Source organism: Kineosporia sp. R_H_3 (assembly GCF_002198675.1).
Classification (GTDB): domain Bacteria; phylum Actinomycetota; class Actinomycetes; order Actinomycetales; family Kineosporiaceae; genus R-H-3.
The window spans coordinates 1-15,239 of record NZ_MWLL01000189.1; the positions used below are offsets into that span (position 1 = coordinate 1).

Annotated in this window: 13 protein-coding genes and 1 pseudogene; 3 read left to right on the forward strand and 11 right to left on the reverse strand. The window is 74.5% G+C overall.

The annotated features are described in order from the left end of the window. Nucleotides 1-141 precede the first annotated feature (141 nt). Nucleotides 142-1,485, forward strand: a complete 1,344-nt coding sequence (locus tag ECOMGDLI_RS21720; protein WP_198955083.1) for an MFS transporter — start codon at nt 142-144, stop codon at nt 1,483-1,485. A gap of 5 nt (nt 1,486-1,490) precedes the next feature. Continuing rightward, a complete protein-coding gene (locus ECOMGDLI_RS21725) occupies nt 1,491-2,093 on the forward strand; it encodes a histidine phosphatase family protein (protein ID WP_158221101.1) in 603 nt (200 codons plus the stop codon). 3 nt (nt 2,094-2,096) lie between these two features. On the opposite strand, the gene ECOMGDLI_RS21730 is transcribed toward ECOMGDLI_RS21725, so the two are convergent. Next, the gene (locus ECOMGDLI_RS21730) at nt 2,097-3,296 is read right to left on the reverse strand and encodes a zinc-binding dehydrogenase (protein ID WP_088318954.1); all 1,200 of its coding nucleotides are present in this window, start codon (nt 3,294-3,296) and stop codon (nt 2,097-2,099) included. Nucleotides 3,297-3,434: 138 nt separating this feature from the next. Between ECOMGDLI_RS21730 and ECOMGDLI_RS21735 the strand changes: the two genes are divergently transcribed. Further along, nucleotides 3,435-4,475: a hypothetical protein gene (locus ECOMGDLI_RS21735; RefSeq protein ID WP_088318955.1), complete on the forward strand. Its 1,041-nt coding sequence runs from the start codon at nt 3,435-3,437 to the stop codon at nt 4,473-4,475. Nucleotides 4,476-4,501: 26 nt separating this feature from the next. On the opposite strand, the gene ECOMGDLI_RS21740 is transcribed toward ECOMGDLI_RS21735, so the two are convergent. The 10 genes and pseudogenes from ECOMGDLI_RS21740 to ECOMGDLI_RS21785 all read right to left on the reverse strand — a co-directional run bounded on the left by ECOMGDLI_RS21740 (nt 4,502) and on the right by ECOMGDLI_RS21785 (nt 15,139). Continuing rightward, a complete protein-coding gene (locus tag ECOMGDLI_RS21740) occupies nt 4,502-6,208 on the reverse strand; it encodes a CdaR family transcriptional regulator (RefSeq protein ID WP_088318956.1) in 1,707 nt (568 codons plus the stop codon). Then, nucleotides 6,205-6,816, reverse strand: a complete 612-nt coding sequence (locus tag ECOMGDLI_RS21745) for an MEDS domain-containing protein (RefSeq protein WP_088289193.1) — start codon at nt 6,814-6,816, stop codon at nt 6,205-6,207. Before ECOMGDLI_RS21745 ends, ECOMGDLI_RS21740 begins: the two co-directional genes overlap by 4 nt. A 16-nt stretch (nt 6,817-6,832) precedes the next feature. Next, on the reverse strand, nt 6,833-8,272 hold the full coding sequence (locus ECOMGDLI_RS21750; protein WP_088319102.1) for an aldehyde dehydrogenase family protein: 1,440 nt from the start codon (nt 8,270-8,272) through the stop codon (nt 6,833-6,835). 172 nt (nt 8,273-8,444) lie between these two features. After that, nucleotides 8,445-9,026, reverse strand: coding sequence for an acetate--CoA ligase family protein (locus ECOMGDLI_RS36940; protein ID WP_369812782.1), 582 nt, complete (start codon nt 9,024-9,026; stop codon nt 8,445-8,447). Between the two features lie 50 nt (nt 9,027-9,076). Then, a pseudogene (locus ECOMGDLI_RS36945) lies at nt 9,077-10,471 on the reverse strand (CoA-binding protein); the annotation flags it as partial. Between the two features lie 2 nt (nt 10,472-10,473). Then, nucleotides 10,474-11,331, reverse strand: a complete 858-nt coding sequence (locus ECOMGDLI_RS21765; protein ID WP_088318958.1) for a CoA-transferase subunit beta — start codon at nt 11,329-11,331, stop codon at nt 10,474-10,476. Continuing rightward, nucleotides 11,328-12,236: a CoA transferase subunit A gene (locus tag ECOMGDLI_RS21770; protein ID WP_088318959.1), complete on the reverse strand. Its 909-nt coding sequence runs from the start codon at nt 12,234-12,236 to the stop codon at nt 11,328-11,330. The genes ECOMGDLI_RS21765 and ECOMGDLI_RS21770 overlap by 4 nt, the downstream gene beginning before the upstream one ends. 28 nt (nt 12,237-12,264) lie before the next feature. Continuing rightward, nucleotides 12,265-13,068 (reverse strand): SDR family NAD(P)-dependent oxidoreductase, encoded by an 804-nt coding sequence (locus ECOMGDLI_RS21775; protein ID WP_088318960.1) that lies wholly within the window; start codon nt 13,066-13,068, stop codon nt 12,265-12,267. Continuing rightward, complete coding sequence (locus ECOMGDLI_RS21780) at nt 13,065-13,835, reverse strand: SDR family NAD(P)-dependent oxidoreductase (protein ID WP_088318961.1); 771 nt, start codon at nt 13,833-13,835, stop codon at nt 13,065-13,067. Before ECOMGDLI_RS21780 ends, ECOMGDLI_RS21775 begins: the two co-directional genes overlap by 4 nt. Continuing rightward, nucleotides 13,832-15,139, reverse strand: a complete 1,308-nt coding sequence (locus ECOMGDLI_RS21785) for an FAD-dependent oxidoreductase (protein WP_088319104.1) — start codon at nt 15,137-15,139, stop codon at nt 13,832-13,834. Before ECOMGDLI_RS21785 ends, ECOMGDLI_RS21780 begins: the two co-directional genes overlap by 4 nt. Nucleotides 15,140-15,239 lie beyond the last annotated feature (100 nt).

The window sequence follows — 15,239 nt, forward strand, 5'->3', positions numbered from 1 at the left end:
CGTACAACGAGACCACCGCCTGGCACCACCGCGCACACGTCGCTGCTTGACCAACCAACCCATGGGATGTCTGACCGCTCGGCCGGGCGGAGGCGTACGGTCGCCGTGCGAGGATCGGGGCACGTCGAGCCTGGAGGGCCGTTGCACGAGCGCGTCGCCGACAGCGGCCCCGGTACGGACGACCGCACCGACGCCCTCGACGCGCTCCCGGACAGCGGCCTGCACCGCGCCTGGCTCGTCGCGGGGGTGACGTTCGGCGTCCTCGTGGCGGCCGCCGCGTTCCGGTCCTCGACCGGCGTCCTCATCGAGCCCATCGAGGCGACCTTCGGCTGGTCCCGCGCGCTGACGTCCGGTGCGGTGGCGCTGAACCTCGCGGTGTTCGGGCTGGTCGCGCCGTTCGCCGCGGCCGCCATGGAGCGCTTCGGGCTCCGCCGGGTCGCGGTCGTCGCGCTGCTCGCGATCGCCGCCGGGACGTCCCTCACCCTCGTCATGACCCGGCCCTGGCACCTCGTCGTGCTCTGGGGGCTCGTCGTCGGCGGGGCGACCGGCTCGCTCGCCTCCGTCGTCGGGCCGATCGTCGCGAACCGCTGGTTCGTCCGGAACCGCGGACTCGTCACGGGGATCTTCGCCGCCGGGTCGGCGACGGGCCAGCTCGTGTTCCTCCCGACGATCGCCCGGCTGACGACCTCGCAGGGGTGGCGGTCGGCGAGCCTCGTCGTCGCCGTCCTCGCACTGCTGCTCGTCCCGTTCGTGCTCCTCGTCGTCCGCGACCGCCCCGCCGACATCGGGCTGCTGCCGCTCGGTGCCGAGGGCCCCGACGACCCGCGGATCTCCCGCCCGGCGGCGTCGACGGCAGGTGCCGTCCGGACGGCGCTGCAGAACCTCGCACTGGCCGCCCGGGTCCGCGAGTTCTGGGTGCTCGCCGGCACCTTCTTCGTCTGCGGCTGGTCGACGAACGGCCTCATCGGCACCCACTTCGTCGCGGCCGCGCACGACCACGGGATGCCCGCGACGACCGCCGCCGGGTTGCTGGCGCTCATCGGCGGGTTCGACCTCGTCGGGACCGTCGCGTCCGGCTGGCTCAGCGACCGGGTCGACCCCCGGTACCTGCTCCTGGCCTACTACGGCCTGCGCGGGATAGCCCTGCTCACCGTGCCCGCCGTGCTCGGCCCCGCCGTCGCGCCCCCGCTGCTGTTCTTCGTGGTGTTCTACGGCCTCGACTGGATCGCGACCGTCCCGCCGACGGTGGCCCTGTGCCGCGAGGCCTTCGGGCTCGAGCGCTCCGGCGTCGTCTTCGGCTGGGTGTTCGCGAGCCACATGGTCGGGGCCGCGGTGGCCGCGCAGTTCGCGGGCGTGGTCCGCGAGGTGACCGGCTCGTACTCGACCGCGTGGTGGACGGCCGGGGTGCTCTGCCTCGTCGCTGCCGCCGCCTGCCTCGCCGCCCGGCGCACGCCGGCCGCGGTGCAGCCCGCCGGGGCCGGCTGAGCGCCGTGGTGCGCAGGATCGTCCTCGCGCGGCACGGCGAGAGCGTCGCGAACGTCGAGCACCGCTTCGCCAACCGCGCGCTGGGGCCGCCGCTGACCGCGACCGGGCTCGACCAGGCCGACGCGCTCGCCCGCAGCCTGGCGGACCAGGGGATCGGGCTCGTCGTGACGAGCCCGCTGCTGCGCGCCCGGGGGACCGCCCGGGTCGTCGCGCACGCCCTCGACGTGCCGCTCGAGGTCGCGGAAGCGCTGCGCGAGTACGACGTCGGCGCCTTCGAGGGCACGACGGACGCCGCCCACTGGGCCGCCTACGAACGCACCGAGGCGGCCTGGGACGCCGGCGAGTGGACGGCGCGGACCGGCGACGGAGAGAGCCTCGCGGAGATCGAGGAGCGGCTCACCGGCTGGTTCGCGGAGGTGCGCGCCCGACCCGGGCCCGAGGTCGTGCTCGCCGTGTCCCACGGCGGCGTCCTGCGCCGGCTGCTGCCACGCGTCGTCCGGTCGCAGGACGCCGACCTGGTCCGCGGGCTGACCCTCCCGACGACCGGGTACGTCGTCCTCGCGCTCCCCGACGACCCGTCCTCGGCGGCGGCCGTCGTCCACGTGTGACGGTCAGCCGGCCGGGCCCGCCGCGCCGGGCGCCGCCGTCCGCACGGGGAGCATCTCGGAGACGAGGACCTTCGTGGCGGTCATCGGGTCGAGCGACGTCTCCATCGCCAGCGCCGCGTCGTCCACCCGGAAGACGTGGGACACCATGTCCTGGAACGGGATCGCGGCCCGGTGCCGGGCGAGGAGGGCGAGCGTCCCGGCGTACGCCTGCAGGTCCTCGCCGCCCACGCCCATGACGGTCAGGCTGCGGCCGCAGACGACTGCGGGGTTGAACGCCTCCGGCCCCATGTCGACGAACGCGCCGACCTCGAGGATCGTGCCGGCGTCCCGGACGAGCGTCGCCGACAGCTCGAACGAGCCGCGGAACCCGGTCGCGTCGACGACGACGTCGGCGCCCTCGCCGTCGGTGAGGTCGAGGACCTCGGCGCGCACCGCCGGGTCGGCGCCCTGCACGTCGGGGCCCACGAGGACCGTCGCGGCCCCGACGTGCCGGCGCGCGAGGGCCAGCCGCAGCGGTGACCGGTCGACGGCGACGACCTGCCCGGCACCCATGAGCGCCGCCTTGACGAGGTGCGCCATCCCGAGCGACCCGACCCCGACGACGGCGACCGTGTCGCCGGGGCGGAAGCCGCCCGGGCGGCGCGCGGCCGCGACCCGTTCGAGGGAGTGCGTGACCGCGAAGATCTCGGTGAGGACGGCGACCTCGGACGGCAGCTCCGCAGGGACCTTGAAGACCGCCGTCCCGGGCCGCAGGTAGAGCAGCTCGGCCCAGCCGCCGAACAGGTGCGGCGCGTGCTCGCACGTGAGCGAGTTGCCGTAGTTCTCCAGGTTGCGGCACAGGACGTACGCCCACGCGCGGCGGCAGCTGCGGCACGACCCGCACGCCCGGTTCGGCGCCGGCACGACCCGGTCGCCCACCTCGACGGCGCTGCCGTCGTGGGCGCGTGCGCCGCCCGGGCCGACGGCCTCGACGATCCCGAGGTTCTCGTGGCCCTGGATGATCGGGAACGGCGTGGTGCGCTCCATGGGCGTCCCGGCGTACTGCACGGTCTCGCCGCGGTAGGTGTGCTTGTCCGTGCCGCAGATGCCCGACGCGACCATCCGCAGGAGCACGGCGCCCGGTTCGAGCTCCGCCGGCACGGGGTAGTCCCGGACCTCGATCCGCCCCGGGGCCAGCAGCGTCGACGCACGCACGGTCGCCATGGGGTGCCTCCCTTCGCCGGTGCGCCGCACGGTACACGCGGGCGCCGCACCGGCCGCCGCCCGCTGACAACCCTGGCCGAACCGACTTGTCCTACCGGGACGAATCGCACATCACATCACGGTGTCTACCGTGACCCGATGCAGATTCGTGGTCAGGAGATCCTGCTTCCCACCTCCGCCGTCTCGGCGTTCCCGCGCCCGCACTGGTTGCAGGGCCGCGTCCTCGGCAGCCTCGCCGAGCCCGTCTACCGCAGCCACAACCTGCGGGTCGCCTACGAGGACGCGAGCAAGATCTGCGCCCGGGAGCAGGAGCTCGCCGGGCTCGACGTGCTCTGCGACGGCGCGCAGTACTACGAGTGGGAGGCCCCCGGTTTCCAGCTCGAGCCGATCTTCCACTTCATCCCCGAGAACCTCGGCGGCTTCGCGCCGTACGGCCCGCCCGGGGACGGCGTGAAGTATGCGCCGTTCTACAAGGCGACGGTCACGGGGCCGGTCGAGTGGAAGCGGCCGGTCTTCGAGGCCGTCGTCAACGCGATGAAGGGCGCGACGGACAAGCCCTTCAAGGTCGCGTTCCTCGGCCCGGCGCAGCAGAGCATCATCTGCGACGACCAGCACTACGGCGACGGCGTCGCGTTCGCGAAGGACCTCGCCCGCGCGATGAACGCCGAGCTGAGGTACCTGCAGTCCATGGGCTGCGAGGCGGTCCAGCTCATCGACGTGCTCGCGCCGTACACCCAGGACATGTGGCAGATCGAGTGCCAGGAGATCATGTTCGAGGGCATCGACATGCTGAAGTTCTGGCACGTCTGCTACGGCAGCGTCGACGGTCAGCGCGACGTGTTCGAGGCGAAGACGCGGGAGATGATCCCGCTCTTCGAGGCGTCCCCGGTGGACGTCGTCCACCTGGAGTCGACGAGCGCCGAGTTCGGTGACCTCACGGCGTACAAGGACTTCCCGACGGACAAGGTGCTCGGCCTCGGCGTCGTCGACGCGAAGAACTACATGGTCGACCCGGTCGACGTCATCGCCGACCGGATCCGGCGCCGGCTCGAGGTCGTGCCGCCCGAGCGGCTGCTCGTCGCGCCCGACTGCGGCCTGGGCTACTTCAGCCGCACGACCGCCTACGCGAAGCTGCGGAACATGGGCGAGGCCGTCGAGATCGTGAGGGCCGAGCTGTGATCAGCAGCGGCGACAGCTGAGCGCCGTCAGTCCGTGCGCCCGGACGGCGCCGGCCCGCCCACCGGGCCGGTCGGCGTCGTCCGCAGCGCGGTGAGCGTCTGCCACGCCCGGGTGGCGAGCTGCAGGTTGAAGCACGTCTCGGGGTCGGACAGGTCGTGGCCGGTGATCTGCCGGATCCGCTGGAGCCGGTACTTCAGCGTGTTCCGGTGCACGATGAGCGCTGCCGCCGTCGCCTCGTAGTTGCCGCCGCGGTCGAGGTAGTGGGTCAGGGTCCGCACGAGGTCGGCGCTGCGCTGGGTGTCGTAGGCGAGCAGCGGCCCGATCCACCGCTCGACGAAGCGCTCGACCTCGTCGAGGCTCTCGTTGCCGATGAGCAGCCGGTAGACGCCGAGGTCGTCGAAGCGGACGGCCCGGTCGTCCCACTCCGCGGTCTGCAGCAGGTGCATCGCGAGCCGGGCCTGCCGGTAGGAGCGCGGGAAGTCCGCGACCGCCGAGCACTGCTCGCCGACGGTGATCCGGGCGGTCCCGCCGCCGAGGTCGCGGATCACCGCCTGCCGCAGGCTCTCCCAGTCCGCCTCGTGGTCGGCGAGCAGGACGACCTGGGCACCGCGCGCGACGAGCAGGGTGCCGGCGGGCTCCTCGCGCGCCGCGTGGCGGACGGCCTGGAAGAGCGCGTCGTTGTCCTTCGAGCGGCCGTGGCCCTCGACGACGACGACCCGGTGCGGCCGCTGCAGGTCGTAGCCGAGCGCGGTGGCCCGGGCCAGGGCGCTCTCCTCGTCGGTGCCGGTGAGCAGCTCGTCGACGAGGTCGCGCCGGATCCGCAGCTCGCTCTCGGCGAGGCTGCGCACCCGGGCCAGCTCCATCGCGAGGATCGTCGCCCCGTGCTCGAGCGCCATCACCTCGTGCTCGCCCGCGCTGCCGCCCGGGTCGACGAGGCAGATGACGCCGAGGACGTCGCCCTGCGGGTGGGCCAGGGCGACGAGCGTGCCGCCCTCGCGGATCGGCCGGCCGGCCGCCTGCGCCCGCCGCAGCAGGGCCTCCCGGCGCGGGGCCGGGTCCTTCGGGTAGGGGTCGGGCTGGTTCGGGCCGGCCCAGGCGCGCAGGTTGCCGTAGCGGTCCTCGATGGCCACGGGCAGGCCGGTCAGCTCGTGGACGGCGCGCGCGATGCCGTCGCGGCCCTCGTCGGAGACCGCGACCGCGGTGAGCCGCGCGTGGATCTCCATGCTCCGCTGGAGCGCCTCGACGGTGCCGCGCAGCCGCTCGTTGACCGTGGCGAGCTCGTCCGCCGTCGCGAGCTCCTGGGCGTGGAGCTGCCGGTTGGCGAGCGCCGAGCCGGTCTGCTGGGCGAGCGCCCGCAGCAGGAACTGCTCCTCGGAGTTGGGCTCGGCGTCCGCGGCGACCACGAGGAACCCGTAGTCGCGCAGCGGGCCGCCCAGCGGGTACGCCCAGGCCCAGACGACGTCCTGCAGCGTCACCGCGCCGCCCATCGCGCCGACACCGGTGAGCTGCTCGCCGAGCCCGACGGTCGCGGTCGACCGGGTCGCCCCGCCCGCCTGCTCGATGCCGACGACGCGGCACCGGGCGAGCGAGGGGACGGCGGTCATCGCGAGGTCGAGGATCTGCCGCTCACCCGTGCTCTCGGTCATGAGCTGGCCGAGGACGAGCAGGCTGCGCATCGTCGAGAGCAGCCCCCGCCCGAGCTGGTGGGGGATCTCCAGCTCGGGGGCGCTCATGCGACCGCGAACTCTTCGGGCTCGACGTACCAGGGGTTCTCCAGGAGCTGCCCCGACATGAGCACCTTCGGGTGGGTGCGGAGCAGCTCCATGAGGACCTGGCCGTCGGTGAACCGTTCGAGGTCGTACAGGCAGAGGATCACCTGTGGGTACCTCGGCAGGAACCGGTTGAGCCGCGCCTCGTAGCGCACGAGGTCCTCGACGCCGGGCAGGTCGCGCAGCGCCCACGTCATCTCGCCGACGGCCCGGACGAACGTGTACCCGGAGCGGCGCACCGCGCTGCCGACGCCGGCCTCCCAGAAGTCGAGCATCCGGTCGAGGCAGAACGTGCCGTCCGGGATGTACGCGGCGTCCGAGGTGAGCAGGTCGAGCTGGCCCGAGCTCAGCGACGCCTCGACGTCCGCCTCGAGCGAGAGCGGCTTGGTGACCTGCTCGACGTCCGGGTCGTCCATGACGCAGATGACCTTGTCGCCCGCGAGGATCCCCTCACGCAGGTACGGCAGGAGGACCTCGTCGCGCTGCGCCGGGCCGCGGTAGAACGCGCAGATGTGGTCGCCCGGCGCCATCGCCATGCCCGGCCGACCCATCGTGATCGGGGTCGTCGTCATCGACGGGCCCCCGGTGTCATCGCCCATACCGTTCGAAGTGTCGCGCGAAGAGGGACTCGGCGTCCACGGTCTTGGGCGCGATCACCCGGGACACCCACGTCAGGTTGACGAAGTGCCGGGCGTTGACGTTCTCGGTGGTGATCGTGCCGCCCCACGTCCCGCAGGACAGGCTGAGCGTGAACGGCAGGCCGTTGCGGGGGCTGCCGGCGCCCTCGTTGAGGTTCTGGTTGACGAGGACCCGGGCGGTCTTGGTGCCGAACGCGAGGGCGTCGACGTGGCCGTCGTCCGCCGTGTGGATCCCGCAGGTGTGGCCGAGCCCCTGGTAGCCGGTGATCGCGTTGACCTGCGCGACGGCGTTCTCGATGCCGCCGGAGTAGCGGTAGAGCGCCAGGACGACGGAGAGCTTCTCGCCGCTGAACGGGTGCTCGTGCCCCACGCCGTCCTCGAGGACGACGAGGAAGGACGTCGGCTCGGGGACCTCGATGCCGGCCAGCCCGGCGATGACGCCGGCCGACTTGGCGATGACCGTCGGGCTCGGGATCTCCCCGCCGTCGGGCCACATGACGGCCTGCAGGCGTGCCTTCTCCTCGGCCGTGCAGACGTACCCGCCGAGGCCCTGGAGACGTTCGAGCAGGTCGTCGTAGATGTCGTCGTGGGCGACGACGGAGTTGTCGGCGAGGCAGCTCGTGGCGTAGTCGAACGTCTTGGCGACGGCGATCGCGGACGCGGCGTCCGCGACGTCCGCGGTCTCGTCGACGACGTGGACGGCGTTGCCGACGCCGACGCCGAACGCCGGGGTGCCCGACGAGTACGCGGCCTTGACCATGCCGGCGCCGCCGGTCGCGACGATGAGGTCCGCGGCCTTCATGAGCTCCTGGGTGTGGGCGATCTTCGCCTCGGGGAGCACCTGGACGAGGTCGGCCGGGGCGCCGACCTGCTCGCAGGCCTCCCGCATGTAGCCGACGACGGCGTCGGTGGTCCGCTTGCTCCGCGGGTGGGCCGCGAAGACGATCGCGTTCCGGCCGGCGAGGGCGCACAGCGCCTTGACCGGCGGGGTGGCGTCCGGGCCGGTCGTCGGGACGAGCCCGGCGACGACCCCGACCGGCTTGGCGATCTTGACCAGCCCGCGGGCCGGGTCCTCCTCGACGACGCCGACGGTCTTCGTGGCCCGCAGGTCGGACAGGACGCCGAGCACCCGGCGCTGGATCTTCGTCACCTTGTCGGCGTAATTGCCGAAACCGGCCTCGTCGACCGCGAGCCGGGCGAGCTCCTCGGAGCGGTCCTTGCGGGCCACGGCGTACGCCACGGCGGTCGTGAGCTCCTCGACCTTGTCCGCGTCCCAGTTCTCCACGACCGCCTGGGCTGCTCGCGCCCTGGCCACGACCTCTGCAACGTCCACGTGCCGGCCTCCCGCGTCGTCGTCCTCGTGACGGGCGCCGACGTCGGCACCCCGCATCCCGTCCCGGTGCACCGCGGCACGCCGAGAGGCTCGGCGGGCGTCCGCGGCGGCGATGGCGGGACGTGTCCGTGAGAGTACGTGCGGGCGGCGGGGCCAGCGTCGGCCCCGCAGGACGAACATCCGCGTCAGCCTGGTCCTGGCGAGCCGAGGCGTGATCGGGACGACGTGCTCAGACCGTGATCTTCCAGTCGACGGCGACCGCACCCGCGGCGGACGCGAGCACGGGGTTGAGATCGAGCCCCGCGATGGCCGGCCGGGTGACGAGGAGGTCCCCGGCCCGGACGACGACGGCCGCCAGCGCGTCGAGGTCGACCGCCGCCGTCCCGCGGCCACCGGTGAGCAGCGCGGCGCCGCGCAGCCCGAGGAGCAGGTCGCGGGCCTCGGCGTGGGTGAGCGGCGCCAGGGCGAAGGCCACGTCGTCGAGCACCTCGACCCAGATCCCGCCGAGGCCCACCATGACGACGGGGCCGAACGAGGGGTCGCGCAGCGCGCCGACCGCGACCTCGACGCCGGCCAGCTGCGGGCTCACGAGGACGGCGTCCGTGCCGGTGAGCAGGTCGGCCGCCGCGGCGCGGACGGCCGCGGCGTCGGCGAGCCCGAGCCGGACCCCGCCGGTGTCGCTGCGGTGCGCCGACCGTGCGACCTTGACGACGGCGGGGAAGCGTCCGGCAGCCGCTGCGGCGTCCGCGGCCTCGCCCGCGGTCGTGCACAGGGCGGCCCGGACGACGTCGATGCCGCTGCCGCGGAGCAGGTCCGCGACGGCGACCGGGTCCGTCGGGTCGGGCGGCGCCGGATCGGCGNCCGGGCGGCGACCCGGGTGCGGGCCCGTGCGGCCGCCCGGGCCCTGCCGATCGCCCGGGCGGTCCGGGCCGGCCAGTCGAGCACGGGGACGCCCGCCGCCTGGAGCAGGTCGGCGTGCGGGCGGGCCGAGCGGGGGGCGACCCAGCAGACGTAGACCGGCACGTCCACGCCCTCCGCGCGCAGCCGTTCGACCGCCGCCCGGACTCCCTCGACGCAGCCCGGGTCGGTCGCCGAGCGCTGCAGGAGCACCGGGACGACGGCGTCCACCTCCCCGGACCGGGCGAGCAGGTCGACGAGCGCGGGGTAGACGGTCGCGAAGAGCGACCAGGCCGGCGTGACGTCGACCGGGTTCGCCGGGCTCGCGTACGGCGGGAGCAGGGCCCGGACCTGCTCCTGGAGCGCGGGGCTCAGCTCGGGCACGACGAGCCCCTCGTCGGCGAGCAGGTCCGCGAGCTCGACGCCGGTGCCGCCGCTGTTCGTCACCACCGCGACCCGGTCGCCGCGGGGCAGCGGCTGGCCGTCGACGGCACGGGCCACGTCGAGGAGCTCCTGGCCGCTCGACACCTCGACCACCCCGGCCTGCCGGAACGCGCCGCGCCAGACCGCCTCCCGGGAGGCGAGCGCCGCGGTGTGCGAGGCCGCGGCCCGGGCCCCGGCATCCGACCGGCCGGTCTTGAGGACGACGACGGGCTTGTCCGCGGTGACGGCCCGGGCCCGCTCGACGAAGGCACGGCCGTCGGGCAGCGACTCCAGGAGGAAGCACAGGGTCCGGGTCGCCGGGTCCCCGGCGAGGGCGTCGAGCAGCTCGGTGACGCTCACGTCGCTCGTATTGCCGGGTGCGCAGATCTTCGCGAACCGGACGTGGTCGTCGTGGGCGAGGTCGTAGATCGCCATCCCGTAGGCGCCGGACTGGCTGACGAACGAGATCCCGCCGCCGCCCGCGGGCAGGCCGGACGCGATCGAGGCGTTGAGCGGGAGGTCGCAGTTCTGGACGCCGAAGCAGTTCGGCCCGACGACGCGGACCCGGTGCCCGCCGTCCGTGCCGCCCGCCGCCGCGGCGACGAGCGCGGCCTGGAGCGCGGCGCCGTCCGGCCCGGTCTCGGCGAAGCCGCCCGAGAGCACGACCATCGCCGTGACCCCGGCGGCCGCCGCGTCGGCGGCGACGGCGGGCACCGCAGCCGCCGGGACGGCGACGACCGCGAGGTCGACCGGGCCGTCGAGGTCCCGCAGCGACTGCCCGGAGCGGACGGCGACGACCTCATCGGGGAACGACGCGAGGTTGCGGCCCAGCAGGGCGCCGAGGGTGCCCGGCCGGTCCGAGGCCCCGACGAGGGCGACCCTGCGCGGCGCGAACAGTGCGTCGAGCAGCGGCACACCCGGTGCGGCGTCCGGCACGGTCAGGCCGCCGGCCCGAAGTGCCGCGCCAGGTCCGAGGGCCCGAACTCGAGCCGCCGGACGCCGAGCGGGTCGACGTCCCGGACGGCGGCGAGCTCGGCGGGGGTGGGCTCCGGGACGGTCCCGACGTCGTCCGCGACCGCCAGCGCGAACCCGGTGGCCTTCTCGACCTGGGCGACGGTGACGTCGGGGAAGGTCGCGAGGAGCCGGGCCCGGCCGTCGGCGGTGTAGTCGAGCACGCCGAGCTCGGTGACGAGCCACTGCGGGCCGCCGCCGGTGTGCCCGAGCTCGGCGCGGGTGCCGGCCGGCGTGACGTGCCCGAGGTCGGTGAGGAAGTCGACGGTCTCGACGAGGGTGCGGCCGCTGCCGTGCCGGGTCGTCCACACGGTGAGCGCCCCGATCGTCGCGGAGATGTTCGCGCCGCCGCCCCCGCCGCCGAGCTTGATCTTCGGATGCGGCATGCCGCCGATCGCGGTGACGTTCGTGTTGCCGTAGGCGTCGATCTGGCCGCCGGACAGGAACATCCGGTCGACGGCGCCCCGGCACGCGGCGTCGAAGAACTCCTCGAACCGCATCCGGTAGACCGCGTCGCGGTGCAGGGCGAGGTCGTTGCTCGTCGGCGGCACGAACGCCGGCTCGGGGTTCACCGCGTAGGTCGCGCCCTCGACGAGCAGCGAGCCGGGCGCGTGCGTGCGTCGGGCGACGTGCATGGCGACCTGCGCGCAGGGGCTGGCGAAGCCGTGGAAGACGACCTCGCCGTCCGCGACCGTCCGGGCCAGCGCGACGACGAACCACTCGTCGAGGGTCCAGCCGTCCGTCGACCGGACGGCACCGGCCCGTCCGTCGGTCTGCGCGCTCATCGGAAGAGCTCCTGCCACTGCTCGTCGGACGCCGACCACGCCGTGAGCCGTTCGGCCCCCGTGAGGTCGCGATAGGTCTGCTCCTCGACCCGGACGTACCGGTCGAGGTACGCCTCGAACGCGTCGCCGCCGGCGCTCGCGGCCTTGACGTACTCCGCGAGGTGCGTGCGGTCGTACGCGTAGCCGGGGTAGCAGGACGTCGGGTGCGCGCCGAACGGGGCCTCGACGACCGCCGTGACGACGTGCGCCGGGACGGTGACCCCGGCCGCGGCCACCTCCGCGGTGCTGACGAGCCGGTCGACGCTCGCGACGACGACCCGGGACGCGTGCGCGAACCGCTCGTCGAGGACGTACGGCTGGTCGAGGTGCAGGTTGCCCGCGGCGTCGCCGATCGGCGCGTGGAGCAGGGCGACGTCCGGGGCCAGGGCCGGGACGGCGGCGAGCAGCTGGCCGGTGAAGGGGCACGTGACCGTGCCCCACTCGGGGTGCAGCGTCGGCAGGTCGGTGCCGAGCAGCCCGCGGACCGGCAGGAACGGGACGCCCATCTCGGCCGCCCGCAGCTGGGTCAGCATCGTGACGCACGAGCTCTCGCGGACGACGAGGCTGCCGCTCTCCGCACCGCGCCGGAAGGCAGGGGCCAGCCCGAGGTCCTGCTCGAACCCGACGTAGCTCTCCTCGCAGACGGCCACGGCGCCGGCACCGACGAGCAGGTCGACGTCGATGCTGTGCGCGGAGCCGACGACCCGCAGCCCGGTCGTGCCCTGCCGGACGAGGGCCCGGACGAGGGCCATCGGCAGCCGCGCGGCGAGCCCGCCGCCGAGGGCCAGCGTGGCGCCGTCCCGGACGTGCGCGACGGCCTCCTCGAGCGTCGTCCGCTTGTCGGCGGCGAGGTGGAAGCCCGTCACGGCAGACCCGCCCGGGCGGCCGGCCGGGTCACTGGGCCGTCATCCCGCCGTCGGCCGCGACGACCGAGCCGGTCATGAAGGCGGCCTCGTCGCTCGCGAGGAAGAGCGCGACGTTCGCGATGTCGGTGACGTCGCCGAGCCGGCCGATGGGGTACTTGACGAGCGTGCGCTGGAGGCCGAGCTCCATGTCGCCGTCGCCGCGCGCTGTGAGCATCGGCTCCATGAGGGGGGTGTAGACGGTGCCGGGGCAGATGACGTTGACCCGCACGCCGCGGGACGCGAGGTCGACGGCCATCGAGCGGGTGAGCGCGACGACGGCGCCCTTCGCCGCGCAGTACGCGGCGAAGTTCATGACGCCGACGAGGGCCGCGACCGAGCCCTGGTTGATGATCGAGGAGCCCTTCCCCATGTGCCGCAGCGCGGCCTTCGAGACGAGGAAGGTGCCCTTGGCGTTGACGTTGAAGGACCGGTCCCAGTCGTCCTCCTCGGCGACGGCGACGGAGCCGCGCGAGTCCACGCCGGCGTTGTTGTAGACCACGTGCAGGCCGCCGAAGTGCGCGACGACGGCGTCGACGGCGGCGTCGACCTCGGCGGCCTTCGCGACGTCCGCGGTGACCGCGAGGGCGCGCCCGCCCTCGGCCTCGACGAGCTTGACGGTGCCGGTCGCGGCCTCGCCGTCACGGTCGAGGACGCCGACGGCGGCGCCCTCGGCGGCGAAGCGCAGGGCCGAGGCCCGGCCGATGCCGGAGCCGCCGCCGGTGATGATGGCGACCTTGCCGGCGAGCCGGCCGGTCGGCGTGCTGCCGGTCGTGGGGGAGTCGTTGGTGGTCACAGCGCTGTGTACCCTCCGTCGATGACCAGCGCGGAGCCGGTCATGTAGCCGATGCGGTCAGATGCGAGCAGGGACACCAGGTCGGCGACGTCGTCGGCGTCGGCGACCCGGCCGAGCGGGATCCGCGACTCGACGGCGTCCCGGAGCTCCGGGACGTCGAGCCGCCACTTGGTCATCCCCGTCAGCGCCATCCCCGGGCAGACCGCGTTGCTGCGGATCCCGTGGGCGGCGTAGTCGACGGCGATGGACCTCGCGAGCATGAGCGCCGCGCCCTTGGAGGTCGTGTAGGCGCTGCGGCCGGGGAAGGCGACCTGCCCGGCGACGGAGGCGATCGTGATGACGTGCCCACCGCCCTGCTCGACCATGACCGGCAGCACGCTGCGGGCGAACAGGTACGGGCCGCGGACGTTCGTCGCGATCACCCGGTCCCACTCCGCCACCGGCGTCGCGTGCAGCACGGTGGCGGTCTGGTCACCGGCGATCCCCGCGTTGTTGACGAGGACGTCGACCCGGCCGTACGCGGCCACGACCTCGGCGACGAAGGCCTCGACGGCGGGGGCGTCGGCGACGTCCACGGCGCGGGCGAGGCCACCGGGCCCGGCGACCGCGGCCGCGCCGTCCGCCGTGAGGTCGCACACCGCGAGGGTGAACCCGTCGGCGAGCAGTCGTGCGCACGTCGCGCGACCGATGCCCGACGCCCCGCCGGTGACGATCGCGACCCGTTGCGGTGCAACGGCTTCCGGGACGTCGGGGGTGCCGGTGCTCATACCGCCTCCAGGGTGCGCTCGGCGGCCTGCGCCGCGACGAGCAGCGGGTCGTAGACGGGGGAGAAGGGCGGGGCGTAGGACAGGTCGAGCCGGGCCAGGTCCTGGACCGTGAAGCCCGCGTGGAGCGCGGTCGCGACGACGTCGACCCGCTTGGCCGCACCCTCGCGGCCGACGAGCTGGGCCCCGAGGAGCCGGCCGCCGTCGCCGTGGACGAGGCGCACGTGGAGCTCCTCGGAGCCGGGGTAGTACTTGGCCCTCGACCGGTGGACGACGTCGGTGGCGTGCGCGGTGAACCCGGCCGCCAGGGCCTCGTCGAGGGTGAGCCCGGTGCGGGCCACCTCGAGGTCGAACACCTTGACGACGGCGGTGCCGACGATGCCGCCGAACGTCGCGTCACCGCCGGCCGCGACCGTGCCGGCGACCCGCCCGGTCTTGTTCGCGGTCGTCCCGAGCGGCACGAACGCGGGCCGCCCGGTGACGAGGTGCAGCGGGGCGACGCAGTCCCCGGCGGCCCACACACCGTCCAGGCTCGTCCGCATCCGGTCGTCGACGAGCAGGGCGCCGGCCGGCCCGGTGCGGGCGCCCGCCGCGGAGAGCACCGTCGTCGCGGGCCGGACGCCCACCGACAGCACGGCGAGGTCCGGCACGGGGTCGCAGGCGTCGGCGGCGTCGGTGCCCAGGCGCAGGTCGACGTGCTCGCGGACGTGCGCCTCGACGTGCGCGGCCATCTCGGCGTCGAGGTTGGGCAGCACCCGGTCGAGCCGCTCGACGACGGTCACCGGGCAGCCGCGCTCGGCGAGGGCCTCGGCCATCTCGAGCCCGATGTACCCGGCGCCGACGACGAGCGCGCGACCGATCCGGCCGGCGTCGAGCAGGCTGCGCAGGGCGATGGCGTCCTCGAGGGTGCGGATGGTGAACACCCGCCCCGCCTCGACCCCCGGCAGCGTCACCGCGGCCGGCGCGGCGCCGGCCGTGACGACGAGCGCGGAGAAGGAGATCCGGTGCGTGCGCCCCTCGTGCCGGTAGGTCACCCAGCCGCCGGGGGCGTCGACCTCGACGGCCCGGGAGTGGAACCTGACGTCGATGCCGCGCGCCGTCGCGAAGTGGTTCGCGGGGTAGGCGAGGAGGTCGTCGGCCTTCGGCACGATGCCCGCGAGGTAGTAGGGGATGCCGCACAGCCCGTACGCGACGTGACCGGTCGCCTCGAGGACGACGACGTCGAGCGTGGGGTCCGTGCGCCGGGCGGCGGAGGCCGCCGACATGCCTGCGGCCCCGCCACCGATGACCACCAGGCGCCTGGACATGACCGCCACGCTAGGTGCGTCGTCCGGGGCGGGCCATGTCCTCCACCACCTAAGGTCCCTGCCGTCTTTGGCGTTCGGGGACAGGGCTTTCCGGCGCGCA